The organism is Chitinophaga polysaccharea (assembly GCF_007829335.1).
GTDB lineage: Bacteria > Bacteroidota > Bacteroidia > Chitinophagales > Chitinophagaceae > Chitinophaga > Chitinophaga polysaccharea_B.
Genome location: NZ_VIWO01000001.1, coordinates 1,531,149 through 1,552,232 on the forward strand (window position 1 = coordinate 1,531,149; position 21,084 = coordinate 1,552,232).

Below are 21,084 nucleotides of genomic sequence, written 5' to 3' on the forward strand. Positions count from 1 at the left end.
GTGTTATACAGCGTTATTGGATGTAGTTATATCTTGTGCATTGATTTGAAAAGAGTTGGTGAAATAATATAATATATTGCATCGCTGACTTTTCGTATACCTTGTCCAGGTAGCAACATCTTAACGCAAACTAATACCAATGAAAGAAACCCGTTAACCTTAATAGTGCCCCTTGCCTGTGAATGCTTTGCCCTGATACTGTGCTGTGTGGCGATTGTCAATGACTGGCCCTATGGATGAATCTGATTTATTTATTCTGTCTATAATTGTTATGAACAAATTATACCCTATTACACTATCAGCAATAAACTGACCTCCTGAAATGTATCACTGCCAGCTACCTGGTATGTTGTATTGTTTTACAGTAATATAGTTTTTGTGAGAGCATTTATTATCCTGGTTGTAACCCTGTTTATTGCTATTTCTTCCAGTGGCCAATGTTTGTCGTTAGATGGACGGCAGGTACAAGACACTGGTTATTTACTGATCCATCGTGGATGTAAGGCGCTGGTGTTCTTACCAGTGGCGCAGTATGCTGCACAGTCGGACGTCGTAAACGTTACCGCTGTGAGGGTGAGAGAACGTAAGCCGTTACCACCGCCGCCACCGCGCGTACCATTTTTACAGGTGCATGGCAATGTGCTGTATGATTTTTATTACCAGTCTAACGTGGATACTCCTTACGCCGAGCGGGATATACATCAGCATACCATTCAAACCAATCTCAGTATTACTGTCAGGAACCAGTATCCGCTGCGGCTATCCTTTAGCACACAGGCGGGTAATTCTTCCCTGTTCAGAAATCTTACGGGAATAAGGCTGGGGTATAATAACCAGGACTTTAAGAATCAGCTGATAAATAATGCCCGGAACTGGAGTATGATGAAGCTGAGGCAAAGGCGGGAAATGGATACGCTGCAGGCCTACCTGGATCGGCTACAGGAGCAAATGGCAGGTATCCGCGCGTTAACAAATACGCCTTCCTATATACAGCGCCTGATTGAAGCCAGGGAGCGGGCTTTGCTGGCCAGGCGCGATTCACTGTCACCAGAGATACCGGTTATTGACAAGGCTGACTCTTTATACAGGACCATGCTGGCTGTTGAAGAAAAGAACAAGCATACCGTTGATTCATTGCAGCAGCAGTGGGATAAAGTACAAAAGCGCTACATGCAGCTGGTTGTAAAAGCAGATCGCCTGAAAGCCAACCTGATGGATGTGTTGCGGAATAGTCGCAATAATAAAGAACTGTCGGATGCACTGGAAGCAATGAACTTACCAGATAGTATTTTACCTAAAGGGTTCCGTACACTGCTTGCCATCCGGAGCTTTGGGATAGGGAGAACCATGGCCGATTATTCCGAGCTGACTGCAAAAAATATCAGTATAACAGGCGTACAGGTAGAGTATAATCCTTCCTATTACCTGGCAGTAGCTACCGGCGTGGTAGATTACCAGTTTCGCAATTTTATTGTAAGAGAACAAAGATCACCTCAATATATGACCCTGGTGCGGGCCGGATTAGGAATGAAAGAAGACAATCACTTATTCCTTACCTATTATACCGGGAAGAAACAATTGTATGGCAGCAACGCGACTACAGGAGTGGAAACAGATAACCATTTAATGGGAATGGCCCTGGAAGGGCAATGGAAATTAGGCGAACATACCTACCTGGTAGCGGAAACAGCGAAATCGTCTCTCCCCTATAATGTCCGCAAAGAAAGTAAAGAAAGCAACGCCGGGAGCATGGTGAACTTTTCGGGGCATTCCAATGAAGCCTATACCGCTTCCTTCCGGACGTTGATAGAAAAAAGCGGTACCCGGGTTAACGGTATGTATAAAGTGATGCAGCATAATTTTCAATCGTTCAGTTTATATACTACCGGATCCCGGCAGATAGCCTGGAATATACAGGCAGAACAACCGTTTTTTCGGCAGCAGGTATTGGTCACAGGAGCTATACAGCGCAACAGCTATGCTACCTTCTACCAACCATCCAATTATGCTGCCAATACGGTATTTAAGAGCCTGCAGGTATCCGTCAGAATTCCCCGTTGGCCTGTGATCACACTTGGATATCAACCATCTTCCCAGCTGGTAAAATTAAATAATGAGCAGTTTACCGAACAGGTGTTTTATATGCTTTCAGGAACGGGTGTGTATAGCTACAAGTACAGGGGCATTATGATGAATAGCATGCTTACCTATTCCAGGTTTTACAATCGCCAAACAGATAGCCAGTTTGTGTATTTCAACAGCAGGAATATACTGGCCAGCCATACTGTATTCCTGGATAAGTTTACCCTGGGCGGACAGGCCTCTGCCGCACTCACCCAGGAGTATACGTTGTATGGATTAACCGGTGAAATATCCTGGAAGTCGGCATCCTGGCTGGAACTCGGAGGATCATTAAAATACAACCGGCAAACGATCTATAACATACAACAGTTAGGATATGGTGTGCATGCGAGAATCAACATACCTCGTGTGGGAGAACTGGCGTTGCAGGGCGATAAAAACTATTTGCCAGGCGCCGGAAGGCAGCTGGTATCTAACAATACAGGCAGATTAACCTATACCAGGATATTTTAAAAGATATGACAAAATACAGATCCCTATTAGCAGGAGCATGGCTATTATGTTTCCTTTCAGCGGTGAAGCTGCATGCACAGGTGGTCATGACCGTACAGGTACCACCAACGGGTATTATGCAGCAATCCCAATTATGGAATATGGTACTAACCAATTCCTATACTTATCCGGTTCGGGTGTTAGTGATGATGAGATTGTCGGATGCGATTAGCGGACAACCTGTGCTGACAGGTATTTCAGGGGATGTTCAGTTGGCTCCGGGCGCAAAGCAACTGCAATGGAAAGACATGGGACCCGTGCAGTATGAGTATTTGTCGCCCGTAACAGACCGGCGGGAAAATGCGTTGCTTCCCCCCGGAAGTTACAATGTTTGTTACAGCGTGGTGCTGAATAACGACAGCCATCACCAGGCCCCCGCTACGGAAGACTGCCGCCGCTTTACCGTGGAGCCTATGAGTCCTCCGTTATTAAATACGCCTGCAAACAGTGAGGTAGTGGAAACACCACTGCCGCAGTTTACCTGGATTCCGCCAGCGCCACTTAACCTGTTCACCGATCTTAACTATGACATGGTATTGGTAGAGGTAACAGATAATCAGTCTGCAGAAGAGGCGGTGCAAACGAATATGCCGGTGTACCGGGTATCGAACCTTCATCAGCCTTTCCTGAGCTATCCTGCGGGCGCCCCGGTATTGGATACCGGCATTACCTATGCCTGGATGATAACGGCTAATAATGCACGCCAGTTTGCGGCACAAACAAGTACCTGGACGTTTAGGATGAAACAACCTGGCAGGGTGCTACATGATGATGTAAGCGCCTATGTGCAGATGAAGCGGGAACGAAACACCGTTATCAACTGCGGCAATACCCTGAAATGTAGTTATGTGAATGACGCCGCAGATGCAAACGTGAATTATGAAGTACTGTCGCTGGAAGATAATAACCGTGTAGTACGCCATGGTATCATTGCTCTGGAACCGGGCACCAATATGATTGCATTGCCCCTGGAAAGAGGCAGCAGGTTGTCAACCGGAAAATTATATGTATTCCGGTTCACCAACGGGCGTGCCGAAAACTGGGAAGTGAAATTCATTTATCACCCTGAATCTTGAATAATATCCTGATCCTATACCTAAATATATTTACATGATATTGGCTTTAGCAGCGAGAGGAAAGAAAATATTTGCAGGCGCGATGCTTGCAGTAGTCTATCTGGAAATCGTTATCCCCTTACAATTAACAGGCGCCGTATTACCGGTGCACATGCCCCCTGTATATCATACAAATAGCGCTGCTACGATAAGCAAGGTGTTGCCGGTATCATTCCGATCTGCCGGAACAGCCGTTGCCAACAAGGCTACAACATCCGATGCAGCTGCATCGGATGACCTGGGAGGCCCTACGCAACCGGAAATGGAGCAGTTTCACGGGGCTGGTAATGATAATATGGTGGATCTCTTTACGGGAGATTTTACTTACAATATTCCGTTACTGGATGTAGGCGGATACCCCATTACCCTGGGTTATAACAGTGGTATCAACATGGACCAGGAAGCCAGCTGGGTAGGCCTCGGCTGGAATATTAATCCCGGTACAATTACGCGCAACATGAGAGGGCTTCCCGATGATTTTAACGGTAAAGACTCTGTTACGAAAGAAGTGTCTATAAAAGAAAACAGGACCGTTGGTATAAGCGGCGGCGGAGATATTGAATTCGCAGGAAACCCGATAAACCTCGGCCTGGGAGCAAGTATTGGCGTATTTAAGAATTCGTATAGAGGCCTGGGAATTGAAACAAGCGTGAATGCCTTTGTATCAGCAGGTGCCAAGGCGAAAGGCTCTTTTACAGGGGGGCTTTCGATGACTAATAACTCCCAGGAAGGCTTATCTATTTCTCCTACACTTGGTGTTGGATTTTCCTCGAAGGAGTCGGAATCGAGCGGAGGTTTTAGCGGCAATTTGTCTGTGGGGGCCAGTTACAACTCTAGGTCGGGAATGAAAGCCTTGCAGGTATCCGGTGGAGTAAGGTCTTATTCAAAAAAAGGAGAGGTAGATGCACAGGGGAGCAAATATGGAACAGGTACCTCCCACGGCGCCAGCTATTCCTTTGCTTACCCTGGCTATACGCCTACCATACGTATTCCCTACACCAGCAGCCTGATAACGGCCACTTTTAAAGTGGGAGCAGTTTTCACGGTGGTGCATCCGAGTTTCTTTGCGAGTGGCTATGTTACCAATCAGTATATTGCGGATGCTGATAAAAAGTTGACGCTGCCAGCTTATGGGTATCTCAACTACCAATCCAGCAAAGGCAACCTCAATGCTCTCCTGGATTTTAACCGGGAAAAAGAAATACCATTCCGCGAGAAGCCTGCAGTGCCTAATATTGCTATACCTTCTTATACATTCGATATATTTAGTATTAGTGGAGAGGGCACTGGTGGTAGTTTTAGGGCTTACCGTAATGATATAGGTTACGTATTTGATCACCAGATGACCACCCGCGACAAATCTTTCTCTATAGGTGGCGACATTGGTGTGGGCGCTATTTTTCATGCGGGAGTAGATGTAAATGTTACCCGGGCATTCACCCGGTCTGCCGCCTGGGAAAATGACAATCCACTGGCAGCAACTGTAGGATTTCGTCGTTCAGATACTACTTTTGAAGCCGCCTATTTCCGCAACCCGGGTGAAAAAACAATCAATGCTACCTCGTTCTATGATGCCATGGGCGGAGATCGACTGGTAACGCCCCGCTTGCGCCAGGACCAGCTAGCCCCGGCTGTCATTACTTCTACCAATAAATTGACTACTTACCAGGGTGGAAAGCCTGATGGTGATATTTTCCTTAACAAGACTAATGTAGTAAAGCCCGCCCGCGAAAAAAGAACACAGATCATTACTTACCTCACCGCTAAGGAGGCCGCGGAAGTAGGGCTGTCTAAATATATTGAGAACTACCAGCTAAATACCTACCCCGGCAAAATGAAGAAAGTAGTGGCGGTTGACGAATATTACGGGGATGGCGATGGTTTGCAGGCCACTTATTTCAATGATAAAGATTTTAGAAACCCGGTTATTAACAGGGTGGTGCCCCGTCTGAACTTCCCTATCATCGATTCTTTTAATGTTAATAGGAAACCGGGAGAGATGGAGCTGGGAGAGGATTTCTCCTCCACGTATTCGGGCAAGCTGAAAGTACCACAATCCGGCGCCTATTTCTTTAAGTTTGATACTGACGATGGTTTTGAGTTTAAGTTGAATGGAGAGGATATATTCAGTAACATGGCTTTTCATTCCCACACAGCAAACACCTACCAGGTAAACCTGGAAGGAGGAAAACAATACGACCTGTTTGTAAAATACTTTAATGCTGGTAAAGATGCGGTGCTGCAGATGAGCTGGTGGTCGGCTGCACTGGGGCCTAACCCAGATTTCCAGGTAATCCCTGCTAATAAGTTTTTCCTTCAAAAAAATGTAGACTCGTTTGTTGTAAATAATATTTCCTATGAAAAAAGGGTGAACAGCTTCCGTAAAGCAGATCATATCTCAGAAATTGATGTGTTGAATAGCGATGGAAGACGGTACATATATGGTATACCGGTGTATAACCTGGGACAAAAAGAAGCGACTTTTTCCGTGGAAAAAGTGGATGCGAATGCTACAGAAGGATTGGTGAAATATACGCCAACCGTTGATGATGCTACCTCTAATAAGAAAGGAAACGACCATTATTATAATGGCGATTCCCTACCTCCGTATGCACACTCCTACCTGTTGACAGGTATTCTTACACCTGACTATGTAGACATTAAGGGAGATGGTATTACGGACGATGATCCGGGCAATGCCATTAAGTTTAACTATACCAAGGTGGCTGGTCAGCTGAATCCTTATCAGTGGCGGAGTCCTTATACCGACAGCGCCACCTATAATGAGGGCATGCGAACGGATAGCCGCGATGATAAAGGAAGCTATGTATCCGGCACGAAGGAACTCTGGTACCTCAATTCGGTAGAATCTAAAAATATGGTGGCCGTTTTTCGCCTGGAGCAACGTAAAGACTTGTTACAGATGAATAACCGCGGCGCAAAGAGCGATGGCGGGGCCAAACGTCTCAGCCAGATAGATCTTTATACAAAAGCTGATTTCCTTAAACCTGGTGTGCCCACACCTGTGAAGACCGTACATTTCGAGTACACGTATGAGCTGTGTCCGGGAAGCAACGGATTCGACGCCCAGCATGCCGATAGTGGCAAGCTCACATTGAAACGGGTTTGGTTTAGCTATAATGGCGATGAAAAGAATCGCCGGAATGCATATGTATTTAATTACAACAAGCTGAATCCATCCTATTCTGCGCGCAAGTACGACCGCTGGGGTAATTATAAGGATCCTTTACAGAATCCCGGATCTACTGCGGGTAACCTGATTACCAATGCAGAATATCCGTATGCGCTGCAAGACAGTACCCTGGCTGCTGCCAGCGTGGCCGCCTGGACCCTGGATTCTATTGTAATGCCTTCGGGAGGCCGCCTGAAGGTTAATTATGAGAGCGATGATTACGCTTATGTGCAGAACAAGCGGGCGATGCAAATGTGCAAGATCGCCGGTTTCAGCGCTAATGCACCGGGATCAACAGGAGATTTGTTACCGCAGTTATACCGGCCATTTCCGTTACAGGAATATTTATATGTAGGCATCAATGTACCCTATGCTGTAAAGTCAAAAGGAGAATTATATGCCAGGTACCTGGATGGTATTGACAAAGTGTATTTCAGGATGTATGTTAAAATGCCCACAGACAAATTTGGAGGTGGTTATGAATCAGTACCTTGTTATGCCCGTATAGACACAGCGGGAGGCTATGGATTTATTAACAACGGCCAAACTATCTGGGTAAAGCTGTCGGGTGTGGATAAACAAGGAAATGACGGTTCGGGCAGTCCGTTATCAAAAGCAGCAACCGAGTTCCTGAGATTAAACCTTCCTTCCAAAGCGTATCCAGGTTCAGATGTAGGAGATGACCCAGATCCGGCAGATGCGGTAAAAGTGCTTTTAACCCAGGTGCCGGATATTACTGCGGCTATACGAGGTTTTGAAATGAACGCCAAAGGGAGAGGTTGGGCATGTGGTGTGGACCTCAACCGCTCTGTGGTACGATTGAACAATCCCTATTTCAAAAAATATGGTGGCGGCCATCGTGTGAAAAGTATATTAACCTATGACCGGTGGAATAAAATGACCGGGCAGCGGGAGTCTGTATATGGAAAGGAATACCAGTACACCACCACCAAAATAGTCAATGGAGATACCCTCAATATCAGTAGCGGAGTGGCTGCTTACGAGCCGGTACTCGGCGGGGAGGAAAATCCGTGGCATTTGCCGCTGGAATACCGCGAGCAGGTGAGCGTATTGGCGCCGGTGAACATAGGATATACCGAAGAACCGTTGGGAGAATCGTTTTTCCCGGCTCCCACCGTAGGATATAGCAAGGTGAGGGTAAGAACGATTAATGCGAAGAAAAATCGCTCTGTAAACGGTTATGACGAAACCTGTTTTTATACCACCAAAGATTTTCCAACACTGGTAGAACATACCCCTATCAACGATGATACCAAAAAGAACTTCCGAAACCCCCTGGGTAGTTTGCTGAAGATATATGCGCAGCGCCTGGTGACAGTATCGCAAGGATTTAAAATTGAGTTGAATGATATGAACGGAAAGCTCCGTTCACAGGCAAGTTATGCAGAATCGGACCCGGATCACTGGATCGCCTATACGGAGAATTTTTACAGAGTAGATAATCCGAATAACACAGAAAAGCACCTGGATAATAAAGTATTGACCATTTCCCCTAAAGGCTTGATATCCACCAGCCTGGTAGGTAAAGACATGGACCTGATGTTGGATATGAGAGAAGAAAGATCGCTCACCAACGCCTTTAGTGTAAACGCCAATAGCGACTTCTTCCTGGCCGGCATATGGCCTGTTGACTGGATATCGTTGATCCCTTTGCCACAGCGGGATGAAAGCGTTTTCAGATCGGTAGCAGCTACCAAAGTCATTACCCGCCATGGCATACTGGATAGTGTAGTGGTGGTCGACAAAGGAAGCCGTGTGGTAACGCGCAACCTGTTGTTCGATGAAGAAACGGGAGAACCGGTATTGACCAGTATTCAGAATGAGTTTAATGATCCCGTATTTAATTTTACTTATCCCGCCGGGTGGATATACGAAGGGATGAGCGGCGCTTACAAAAATGTGGGCTTGGTAATGGATCATATTAATATCAAGGAAGGGCGGATAGTAAGTGGACTGAATGGAAGTGTTAATAATTACTTCATCTCCGGCGATGAGCTGCTGGTATATGCCAAAAGGAAAGTAGCCGGAACGGATTGCGCACCCGAGATAGCCCGTTGGCCGATTGTGTTCAAGTCATGGGCCGTAGATGCCAATTTACTGAAAGGTGGAACCCCGGATATTTACTTTGTTAATGAAGATGGATCTCCACTTACTGGCAACGATGTTTCTCTTAAAATAATACGCTCCGGAAGAAAGAATATCAATGTAAGCGCCGGCAGCGTAAGTATGTTGCGTAACCCATTGGTACAAAATGGAAATAGGTACGACTTTGTTTTAAATAACAGTTCTCAAATCATCAATGCATCTGTTACGGAATTTAAGGATACCTGGAAAGTACCCGACAGGAAGAAGCAAGGTATTATTATAGACACCTTCAGAAATGCCGCACTGAGTCGTACTTATGTAGTTACATGTGGCGCCAATACGCAAAACGTCACCATCACCGTGGATGCAGGACAGTTTAAGTCGGTGGTAAGTCAGCGCATGGCAGATGAGTTGGCCGCAGATTATCTTGATTTTAATGGCGAATACCTCGCGAAGCAGAAAGTGCCTTGCACTTACTTCTACAGCAAGGCCGACAGCGCGTGGTTCCAGAAAGCCGGATGTTCGCCCGGAGTAGGCGAAGCAGTATTTTACCGGGTAAAAGCCGGCGCAGATTCTTCCACCGTGGATCAGGCCACTGCCGATGCCCTGGCAAGAACCAGGTTAAATACGGAGGGACAAGCGTATGCCAATAGCACGGGTAGATGTATTTATTATAATACGCCGCAGAGTAACAACTTTACCCGCAATGACTGTCCTAATAACCTGGTTGGAAATACCATTGCTTATACACTACCGGCAGGAACCGATTCTTCTTATATCAGCGTAGCGGATGCCAATGCTAAGACCTTGCAGAAGGTGAACAGCGGAGGGCAGGCGTATGCGAATGCGAACGCGAATTGTGTAATGTATATCAAATTAAGCTATACTAATCCCGGGCAAACTGGCGGTACACACGGTACAGGGAAGATCACCAAGTATGCAGATGTGGTATTAAGTTTATATGCTGATGAAGCATGTACGATTCCATACAACGCTACTAATTTAACTGTTTTCATCGCAGAAGCAATTAGAACGCTCCTGCTACGTCCTGGCCAAACTATAGACAATACTCAAACAATAGATTTGAGCTATGTTATCAATGGTTCTTCTTTGGTGTTGCCGCAACAGACAACCTCAACATATGATTCTTATCAGAATGCAGATGGGTCCACAACATCTGTTACCGACACATATACCTATACCATTACACCAGATCCAGCTTACATCATCAAATAACAACTCATCATCTCTATGAATAAGTTCATAACATATATAACACTCGCTGTACTGCTGCTCTCCGGGCAGCAGGCAGCGGCCCTGGAGCGGCCGGATACGTCAGGTACCTGTTTCAGCGCAGTACTGGACACTGCTGTGAATCCGTATAGTTTGGGCATTGCTGGTAACTGGCGTCCTTACCGCACATATACCTATTACGGCCAACGGAAAGATTCTATGGTGTCTATGGAAGCAGATATCCGCAGCGCGGGCACATTTGCTGCTTTCGCACCTTTCTGGAATCGTCAGGCCGATAGTACATTGAAGCCGGCGTATGACAGCAATACCTGGGTGTGGAATGCGCAAACCACGCTTTTTAATGTGAAGGGGCTGGAGCTGGAAAATAAAGATCCATTAGGCCGGTATAACTCCGGTTTATATGGATACGACAATGCGCTGCCAGTGGCTGTTATACAAAATGGGCGTTACCGGGAATCTATTTTTGAAGGCTTCGAGGATTATTATTTCTCCAACAACCAGATAGATACGGCTTGTTCGTCCAGCCGGAATTTTGATTTCTCTCCTTATAAATCGAACCTGGATACTACCATGGTGCATACAGGTCGTTATGCGCTGAAAGTAGCAGCAGGACAGGCCGCGGCGGTGGGTACCCTTGTAGTGACGGATGACCAGGAGAATTTCGACTTTACCATTAAAACAGGTAGCCTCGCCTGCGGCGTTAGCGGTGTAGCGCTCAAAAGTATCCGGGCCGATGGTAAGGTAATACTGCCATCGTTTTCTCCCTTTGCCGGAAAACGAATGTTGGTGGGTGCATGGATAAAGGAAGCCAATAACTGTAGTTGCAGTACTTATGTCAACAATAATGTTACGGTGAAAACAGGAACCAGCAATATTGTAGGTAAGCCCTCGGGGAATATTATCGAGGGCTGGCAACGGATTGAAATGGTGGTGGATATCCCTTCGGGTGCAACCACCTTTACCATTACACTCAATGCCACGGGTAGTACAGCCGTTTACTTCGATGATATCCGCGTACATCCTTTTAATGCCAATATGAAGTCTTTTGTCTATGATCCCGTTTCATTGCGACTGATGGGAGAACTGGATGAAAATAATTATGCCACCTTTTATGAATATGATGATGATGGTACGTTGGTGCGCCTGAAGAAGGAAACAGAACGTGGCATAAAAACTATTAAAGAAACCCGTAGCGCTCTTATTAAAGATGAAAATCCCTGAAACTATGAACCGTTTGAAATGGATTCTCTGTTGTATTTGCTTGCTGGTAGCCAGCTTTCAGGGCAAAGGACAAACAGTGGAAAACCTGGATAAAGCAATGGACATCCTAAGCAAGGCTGGTGCGGTATATAGCAAAGGGCAGCTGTCCTTTGATATACGCTACACCTATGCCAATGAAGAACAGCCAACTGTGATCACCGACTCGCTAAGTGGCAGCATACGAATGGCAGGAGGTAATTGTTTTTCTGTTTTGCAAAACAGTGTGGTGCTGAAAAATGCACGGTATAATATCGCCCTGTTTAAGGAAGACAAACTCATGTATGTGACTAAACCAGCACCTAAAGACAGCCTCAACGCTTCACCCATGGCGATGATTGGAGCTATGGTGAAACAAGCCGGCATTAAAACCTGCAATATTACTGATAAGAAGGATACCACCACCATACGGTTTGGATTTGGTGCCGCTGCTCCTTACCGGTTTATGGAAATTAAACTGGATAGTAAAACTTCACGTGTGCATCAGTTACAGTTTGCTATCCAGCGTGCACTTTTGCCCGGGGCGCCGTCAGCAGCGGATGCCGACAGCACCAGCTATGCAATGGTAAAAGGAGTGTTCAGTCATTATAGTACCGCCGATATTGATGCGGGCCTGTTCGATGAAAAGCAATTTTTTACCCGCAAGGCAGATAAGCTCCTTCCGAGCGCTGCATACGAAGACTATGAAGTATTTATTGGATCCCCGAATCTATAAGATAGAATTTATGCGCCCTATACGTGGAATAATATTATTGTTGTTAATACTGACAGGCCAGTGGCTTAATCCTGGCCTGCTGCTGGCTCAAACTGGCCTTACAGTAAAGAAAATGCTGGATGGTAGCAAAGGCGAGCTGGTAGCGAATGCTTCCGTAATGGTACAGGATAGCGCCTATTTTGACGCTACGCTAAAACCTAAGCTGGAAGCATCGTACCCGGTTAAAAATGCGGTTACCTTCAAATTGAATGAATATAGTCCGGTATATCCGGGCGGAGCTTTTACGGCTACCGCCAATGTGCGAATTACCTATACCAAGCCCGATCAAACTACAGGTACGGTAGACAGGACGCTCGCTATTAACTATGATACCACTACGTCGTATAATAGCCGTAGTAGCTTTGTATTTAGCGATGCACACCGGGTAGATGTTAAATTACTCAGCGTCACCGTCAGCAACCCGGCGGTATTGGGAATGTTAGTGCTGGAGAATGAAATGAACGTGAAGCCGGTTTTTAAGCTGGATGCTGTGAATGATGCCGTTAAAAATATCAGTTATGTAAATGCTCCGAATACAGATTCTACCGACGAGCTGACCGTTCGCTGGGATGCCGTAACCGGCGCCGACGAATATGACCTGGAGTGGGCATATGTAGATTCCACCGCTTTAGTCAACCAGCGTTATGGCAACCCGCTGAATAGCAACCTGGTGTTTCGTAATAATGCCTCCAGGGTAAGTGTTAGCCAGAACGTATACGCTATACCGTTATTATATGACAACGGGGGCGTACTGTACGTTAGGGTAAGGGCAGTGCAGGTGAAAGAAAAAAATAGCCGTACCGCTACCTCTTGGAGCAGTGATTTTGCCAATGGCATGGTGGCCTTCAATTTTACCGGGCATCAGCGTAAACTTAACTGGCAATCTAGTATCGGTTTCGCAGAAGATGGTAAACGTAAGGCTGTAGTGCAGTACTTTGACGGATCGATGCTAGCCAGGCAAACGGTAACAAAGGATAATACCACACAAACTACCACGGTAGCCGAAACGATGTACGACCGCCAGGGAAGACCTGTTATCCAGGTACTACCGGCGCCTACACTGGAAAATATTATGAAGTACCGGCCAGGCTTTAATACGGCCGTCAATGGCGCTGAGTACGACAAAGACCAGTACGATAACCTAACAGATCCCACGCAGATTTTAACGGTGGCTGCCAACCCTATGGGTACCGGCAAAGGCGCTGCTAATTATTATTCCCCGCAGAATCCCAATGCAGCACAGGGCCTGGAGAGATTTGTGCCGGATGCGCAGGGATACCCTTTCACAGAAACGGTGTATACTCCTGATAATACCGGCAGGATTAGCCGCCAGAGCGGAGTAGGGGTAGACTATAAGCTGAGAAGCGGCCATGAAACAGTATATACATATGGTAGCGCAGCCCAGAAAGAACTGGATGCCATTTTTGGAACAGATGCAGGAGATGAGTCGCACTACTTCAAAAATATGGTACGGGATGCAAATGGCCAGTATAGCGTTACTTACCAGGACATGCACGGACGTACCGTGGCTACTGCATTGGCAGGTGGCGCAGACAGTGGCCGGCTAAAAGACTTGCCCACCAACATTATTTCCCCGGTAACAGAAACTTTAAGCGGGGTGGGAAAAACTGATTTTCATGACTTAGAGATGAGTACCAGGAAGTCGCAGCTGGTGGAGCGGAAGGAGTATTATACTTTCTCTTACACCCTGGTACCGCCGGTACTGAAGAAGAAAGACTGCAATGGTGTAGATGTTTGCTATATCGGGAAATTTGACCTGGAGATCAAGATCACCGACGATTCTTATAATCAACTGTTGGGCGGACAACCGGTGATTAAAACATTTACCAACTATAATGCAGGAACAGTAATATCCGATTGTAACACTCCGGCCCCGATAACGGTGTCTTTCAGCCTATGGCTGGAGAAAGGCTCCTACGATATCACCAAAACGCTGAGGATTAACGAGGCTGCCCTGAACGACTACCGCAACAATCTTTTTCTGAAGGGGAATGTATGTACTTCACTGGATAAAATTATCCAGGAACAACGTACGCTGATGGGCGGCACCACGTGTGAACCTACCTGCCAGTCTTGCCTCGCGGGGTTGGGCACCTACAGCAGTTTTGTAACCCGGTATATGCAGCAGGCGGGATGGAACCTGGCCGACTCGGCAAACTACCGTAATGAGCTGAATGCTGCCTGGACTAAAGCCGTTGACGCCTGCGACCTGCTCTGTCAGAAAATACCGGAATCGGCATCTATTCGTAAGGCAATGTTGGCTGATATGACGGCGCCTTCTGGGCAATATGCCAATGCAGATAGTACAAGGTATGAATACTCCATCTTCTATAATGGTAATGGCGCAGTAAATCCCCGTTATAAAGACACCACGATCATTTACCGGGATGCGGATGGCAATCCCTCCATGGTATTGGATGAATTGATAGACAAGATGGTAACACCGCAGCAGCTGTTACCAACACAGTTTGCCGCGAAGTTCCAGCCATCCTGGGCAGATGCTTTGTTGCCTTATCACCCCGAATATTGTAAGTTACTGGAATCAGAGCGCCACAAGGAAAGCCAGCTATGGGATATTAAGTTTGGGGCGGTAGATACTTACCAGGCTGCAAAAGATAGTGGTTACCTCAACCCCACCAATGGTTCGGGTGGCGTATTTGCCGCTTATGGCACCAATGTGTCCAGGCAGGATCCGTTGGTGAGCGAAAAAGCGGGAGCGTATAAAGGAGATTTTGAAAGTCATTTGACCAGTTATAAGAATGGGGTATCTATCTACGCTTACAGCGCCATCGCTGTATTATGTAAGAAGAACGATAGTAATTGTGCCAGTAACTTTAGTGGTCCTGGAAGTGTTTTCAATGAGAGCTCGCTTTGCCCCGGAGATTTAAATATGATATGGCGTAGTTTCAGAGAGGCCTACCTGTCTGAAAAAAGGAAGTATATAGATAACCTGGTGGAGACAGCTATTTGTCCGGCGGGCGCCGCCAAAGTAAGTGCTGCCACGTTGGTGCAGGCGGGCATGGTGCCTGATTTCCCTAATGCCACTGCCATTATGCAAAATGGTGGATACGATTATGTATTGAATCCAGGCACTGAAGCAGCTATGACTGATTCCGCAAAGAAGGCGCAGCAACAATCCTATGATCAGAATTGCAATTCGTATGTAAATACCTGGATGAATCAACTGGCGCCTTGTCAGTATACACCGGCGCAATGGCAAGATGTAAAGGCGTTGCTCTTGCAGGTATGTAAGGATGGATCCGACAGTGCGCATCCCATGGGGGCCAGTTCTACGCCGCCGGATGCGAATAATCAGAGCAGGTCGTTTGAAAGTGTAATTAACAGCTATAACACCTCCCATGGTATTACGGCCGATCGGAATGTATGTAATGGGTTGTTGATCAAAACACCTGCGGCTTATAATGCGCAGTCAGTTACCAGCAATATGCCGGTGCTTACCAAACCAGGAGATTGTGAATGCGGCAAGGTAACAACCATGAAGCGGGAGTACGACCTGGCACACCTCGGGCAGGAAACATTTTCTGCGTACCTGATGAGAACCCGTCAGCTTAATATCAGCCAGGCCCAACTCAATGATTTACTGGATGCCTGCAATGCTTCCGGGGCTTGTACTTATATCGACCACGTGGTGAATATTCCTCCTGCATTTCAATGTTATAGTCCTGCACCTTGTACTACCTGCAAAGTGGTAGATAGCTTATATGCTACGTTCACAGCAGCTTATCCGGGCATTACGCCACTGATTCCAGAGGCAGATACTATGCAGCAGCGGAAGAACGAGTTGTTTGCCAATTATATGAATAACCGTTTGGGATATAGTTTATCGGTGGTGGATTACCTGGTTTTCCGGGATAGCTGTCAGCGAAGCGGCTACGGAGATACGGTGGTGGGGCAACAGCCACTGAGTATTTCCCTGTTGAATGGCGCCGGTGCAAAGATCATCGATATCAAACGCACGCAGGATGGGGGCTTGATCATAGCTGGTGCTACGTTGATCGCCAATACCAATACCTATGATAAAGCCCTGTTGATGAAGGTAAAAGCCAACGGGGAAGTAATGTGGACAAAGACTTTTGACGCAGGTAGCCAGCGGGATCACTTTATGAAAGTAAATGAAACGGCCAACGGAGGTTTTATTGCGGCGGGAAGTACTTTGAACAACACCTTTACAGACGACGGCATAACACCTACCCAGGGCGGGTATGCCAGCATCGTACGGTTGGACGCTGCCGGTAATGTAGTGTGGAATAAAGGCATTTATACAGGTGGTACGGATGGCAATGAAATCCGTGATATCATAGAGCTAAGCAATGGAGATATTGCCTTTACAGGGATGCATAACGCTACTTCTGCTCAATGTGACTGGATGGTAGGCGTGTTAAACAGTGCAGGAACGGTGAAATGGATCAGGAAAATGGGATCCATTTATGGCGATATTGCTCAGGCGATGGTGGAAGATGGTGATACGCTGGTGATGGCCGGCTTGTACTACGTTAGCGGCAGGTATGATTTTGCATTGAACGGAATTAATAAGGGGACGGGAGAATACCTGGGTGGCCGGTTGTATAACCAGGATGATAAAAAGTCTGATATCTCCGCGATGTATAAATTACCTGGCGGAACTGGTTACCGGTTAACCATGACAGGAGCCACCGACATGGGGTCATCCAATGGTCGCGGAGCAGTGGTAGACATTGCACTTGACGGTAGTGTAAGCCGGGGAGTGCGGCTTACAGGGTTGGAATCTGGTTATCCTAATACTTATTTCCTTGGATCTGAATTACTCAGCGATGGCAGCGTACTCTTAGCACCGAACCTGGACGAACCCAATAACGGTATTTACGTGGCTAAGCTGGCTGCCAATGGTGCCTTGTCGTGGTCCAGGCGCCTGCAGCAGACCGCTGCAGGAAGCTGGGTGAGAAAATTGGTGCTGGGGCCGGGAAATAATTCGATCGTAGAAGGCGCCGTTTTCGGACGCAATGCTACTTTATTTACCTACGACCTAAATGGTAAGGCTGCTTGTAACGATACTACGGTGGCAATGTCAGCAGATCCTCTCCCGGTAACGGTAAGTACTTTTACTTTGAGTATAAATGAGATGATTAATTATCCCTCATTTAACAGTAATTCCACTGTTGGTACCGCATCCTTTACCACCAACTACGATTATTGCCAGGGTGGAGCAAATGGGGCCATGACCTTGTACAAAGGCCCGCTGTTATGTGGCCAGTCGAAGCCTGTATTTGACTATGTACCGGTAGCTACTGAAAACAGTTGTACCGATAGCAGTTTTTACCTGTTGAACACTGCCGTTGAGATATATAAATCGCGGGTAGATTCCCTGCGTAATGACTTTGACCAGGCATATATTGCCAGCTGTAAGCAAGCCGCTGCAGCGGAAGTATTCACCATGGCGCATGGCTTAAGTGAATATCACTATACCCTTTATTATTATGACCAGGCGGGTAACCTGGTTAAAACAGTACCTCCCGCCGGCGTGGTATTAGATCGTTCTGATACCTGGCTGAATGGCGTAAGTGCCGCCCGGGCAAATGGCACGCGTAAAGTGCCGGCACATAGCCTGGTAACAGAGTATCGCTACAATACCCTGAACCAGGTGGTAGAGCAGCGGTCGCCCGACGGTGGTTTAAGCCGCTTTTGGTACGACCGCTTAGGCCGACTGGCGGTATCGCAGAATGCGCAACAAAGAATCAATAACCTATACAGCTATACGCTGTACGACTACCTGGGCAGAATTACGGAAGTAGGGCAGCTTAAATCTCTCACCCCCATTACCAACCTGGTAAGCCGCAATAATACCAGCTTACAGCAATGGTTAGCGGCTGCAGCATCTACCAAAACGGAAGTAACGGTAACGGTGTATGACGCGGCCTATTCACCCGTAGCGCCGCTGCTGGTGGCATCTAACCTGCGTAACCGGGTGGCGTGGAGTGCGGTATATAATAGTGGTCAGGATATCAATACCCTGAGTCATGCCAGCGCTACCTACTACAGCTATGATATCCACGGAAATGTGGATACGCTGCTGCAAGACTATCGCCTGGGCGCCATGGGAGATAATAATAACCGCTTCAAGAAGCTACAATATAATTATGACCTGGTATCGGGTAAAGTTAACGAAGTGGCATACCAGGCCGGCATGCCAGACGCCTTCTATCATCGATATACATATGATGCAGAAAACCGTATCACCAACGTAGAAACCAGCACCGACTATTTCTATTGGGAAAACGACGCCTTTTACCAGTACTATAAACATGGGCCATTGGCCAGGTCTGTCATTGGTCAACAACAGGTGCAGGGACTCGATTATGCCTACACACTGCAAGGCTGGTTGAAAGGAGTAAACAGCACCACCTTAACTCCTGCCTTTGATATGGGCAGCGATGGCAATACCGGCAGCCTGGTAGCCAGAGATGCCTTTGGATATGGGTTACATTATTTTGGAGATAACGATTACAAAGCCATCAGCAACACTGCAAAATTTGCCACAGGACCAGGGAATGATACCAGCATCTTCAAACCGCTGTATAATGGCAACATTGCCGCTATGAGCGTAAACCTACCTGCTGTAGGAACGCCGCTACTGTACACTTATCGATATGATGTACTGAACCGCCTGAGCAGCATGACTGCCGCCAAAGGCCTGAATACCACCACTAATACCTGGAGCCCATCTAAATTGCAGGACTTCGCAGAAAATGTTACATACGATGCCAATGGCAACATACAATCGTATATGCGTAACGGTAATGGTTCCCTGGGCGGCAAGTTCATGTCCATGGACTCGCTGATGTACAGCTACAAGCTGAATTCCAATCAGCTCGACTATGTAGATGATAAGGTAGATAGTAAAAACTATTCCACCGACCTGGATAAGCAGCTGCCCGGCAATTATCAATATGATGCTATCGGCAATTTGATAGCCGAAGGCAAGGATAGCATTTCCTGGACGGTATATGGCAAAATACAACGTGTTAAGAAGGCCGACAGCACCACCATCGCTTACACATACGACGTATCGGGCAATCGTATCAGCAAAAAAGTGAAAAATGCCGAAACCTGGTATGTCCGCGATGCTACCGGCAATGTAATGGGTATTTATACTTTCGGCAACACTGCGGTTAACAGCGGGGATCTAACTCTCACAGAATCACATATCTACGGCAGTAGCCGGCTGGGTATCCTGAACCAGAATGTGAATGTGCAGCATGTTGCTACCCCGGTAGTAGTTACCCTCCCTGGCGTAGGAAATGGAATAAATACTATCTTTAACAGGGGTAATAAGGTCTTTGAATTAAGTAATCACCTGGGCAACGTACTGGCTACCATTTCTGACCGCAAGCGTCCCATTTCGATAAACGGTACTACCGTTGACCACTTCGATCCCATCATCACTACGGCCCAGGATTATTATCCGTTTGGCTCCCTGATGCCTGGTCGTGGTGGCAAATTAACCGCCGGTGGATGGGCTGCCGGCAGCGATAACGTAAATGGGTATACGGTACCGGCTAGTTTGACGATTAGTAGTCGCTCCAATAATCAGCCTTCGGAATATGTGGCTTCCACGGATGTCACGTTCATCGAAGGATTTGATTCCGGCGTGGGAGATACGTTTACAGCCTATCTGGCAGATGGTAGTTATGCCGGTGGAAATGGCGGAAGTGGTGCGAGTGGGGGAGTTGGTTCTTATAGGTATGGGTTTAACGGGAAGGAGAATGATAATGAAGTGAAGGGAGAAGGGAATCAGCAGGATTATGGGTTTAGGATATATGATCCACGATTAGCTAAGTTCTTGAGCGTTGATCCTTTATCACCCAAATACCCCGAATTAACGCCATATCAATTTGCGAGTAATAGACCTATAGATGGAATCGATGAAGATGGTCTGGAACATTCACCAGCTGGAAAAAATACAAATGGAGTTCCGAGAGATAATACGGCTGTTTCCCCAAATTCGGAGCATCCAGCTGTGATAGCCTATAATAAAGCAACTGCTTCTCAAAGAAACTGGTTTAGGACGATGAGTGCTTCTGTTGGTGGCAGTAGTAGTAGTATTGGGGCTACTCCGAATCTAGGTTATTATGGCAACAGACAGCGTGCAATTCAATCACAACAGGCATTTTTAGCTGTTGGTTGGAATGCAGATGGTAGTGAGCCAGGATGGCACAAGTTATCCACTAATAAAACATTCAGTAATCTTTCGCGTAATATGCTTATGCCAATGGCGGAAATGGGGATAGGTGAAGGCATATTTGGATTAACAGTGGGAGGTGGATTCGGAAAGATGTTAGAAATTAGGGAAGCATCAACAAAGATCGACTTCATTAGAGATATTTATGGTGTCAAGAGGACTAAAAACATCGGTTTATTAGAAGGAGTAGTAAACGGTGGGCGAATAAATTGGATCGCTATTAGTGGTGATGAATCACTCCCTGGAACAATTTATTCAGTCAATGCCAATAATAGGTTTTTTCAGTATAAGTTTATTGGTCGTGATGCCTATTCTGATACAGAAGCGAAACTTATGGAAGCATTTGTTGCTGAGCACTCCAATCCTGATAATGTGACAGGAGTGTTGAAGTTAACTACTGAAAGAGCTGCTTGTGGCTCATGCACAGGTATTATAGAGCAATCAAGACAGTTTTATAAAAAGGTTGACCTCAAACTTATAAATGGTATTGGAGTAAAAAATAAATGATAATCAT

The 21,084-nt window shown here is 46.6% G+C and carries 6 protein-coding genes; all 6 read left to right on the plus strand.

Going from position 1 to position 21,084, the window contains the following annotated elements; all coding sequences use genetic code 11:
* The first annotated feature begins 378 nt into the window (after positions 1 to 378).
* From FHW36_RS06490 to FHW36_RS06515, 6 genes are read left to right on the plus strand one after another with little or no spacing between them, the layout of a single operon-like run.
* Positions 379 to 2,595: a hypothetical protein gene (locus tag FHW36_RS06490; RefSeq protein WP_145664169.1), complete on the plus strand. Its 2,217-nt coding sequence runs from the start codon at positions 379 to 381 to the stop codon at positions 2,593 to 2,595.
* 5 nt (positions 2,596 to 2,600) lie between these two features.
* On the plus strand, positions 2,601 to 3,710 hold the full coding sequence (locus tag FHW36_RS06495; protein WP_145664172.1) for a hypothetical protein: 1,110 nt from the start codon (positions 2,601 to 2,603) through the stop codon (positions 3,708 to 3,710).
* 34 nt (positions 3,711 to 3,744) lie between these two features.
* Positions 3,745 to 10,284, plus strand: coding sequence for a DUF5977 domain-containing protein (locus tag FHW36_RS06500; RefSeq protein WP_145664179.1), 6,540 nt, complete (start codon positions 3,745 to 3,747; stop codon positions 10,282 to 10,284).
* A 15-nt stretch (positions 10,285 to 10,299) separates the two neighbouring features.
* A complete protein-coding gene (locus FHW36_RS06505) occupies positions 10,300 to 11,523 on the plus strand; it encodes a hypothetical protein (protein ID WP_145664182.1) in 1,224 nt (407 codons plus the stop codon).
* Between the two features lie 4 nt (positions 11,524 to 11,527).
* The gene (locus FHW36_RS06510; RefSeq protein WP_145664185.1) at positions 11,528 to 12,274 is read left to right on the plus strand and encodes a hypothetical protein; all 747 of its coding nucleotides are present in this window, start codon (positions 11,528 to 11,530) and stop codon (positions 12,272 to 12,274) included.
* On the plus strand, positions 12,243 to 21,077 hold the full coding sequence (locus tag FHW36_RS06515; protein WP_145664188.1) for an RHS repeat-associated core domain-containing protein: 8,835 nt from the start codon (positions 12,243 to 12,245) through the stop codon (positions 21,075 to 21,077). The genes FHW36_RS06510 and FHW36_RS06515 overlap by 32 nt, the downstream gene beginning before the upstream one ends.
* The last annotated feature ends 7 nt before the right edge of the window (positions 21,078 to 21,084 follow it).

What these genes read in the sequence shown, in the direction of transcription:
- FHW36_RS06505 (WP_145664182.1), top strand. Translation starts at nt 10,300, where the DNA reads ATGAATAAGTTCATAACATATATAACACTCGCTGTACTGCTGCTCTCC.
- FHW36_RS06515 (WP_145664188.1), top strand. Translation starts at nt 12,243, where the DNA reads ATGAAGTATTTATTGGATCCCCGAATCTATAAGATAGAATTTATGCGC.
- FHW36_RS06495 (WP_145664172.1), top strand. Translation starts at nt 2,601, where the DNA reads ATGACAAAATACAGATCCCTATTAGCAGGAGCATGGCTATTATGTTTC.
- FHW36_RS06500 (WP_145664179.1), top strand. Translation starts at nt 3,745, where the DNA reads ATGATATTGGCTTTAGCAGCGAGAGGAAAGAAAATATTTGCAGGCGCG.
- FHW36_RS06510 (WP_145664185.1), top strand. Translation starts at nt 11,528, where the DNA reads ATGAACCGTTTGAAATGGATTCTCTGTTGTATTTGCTTGCTGGTAGCC.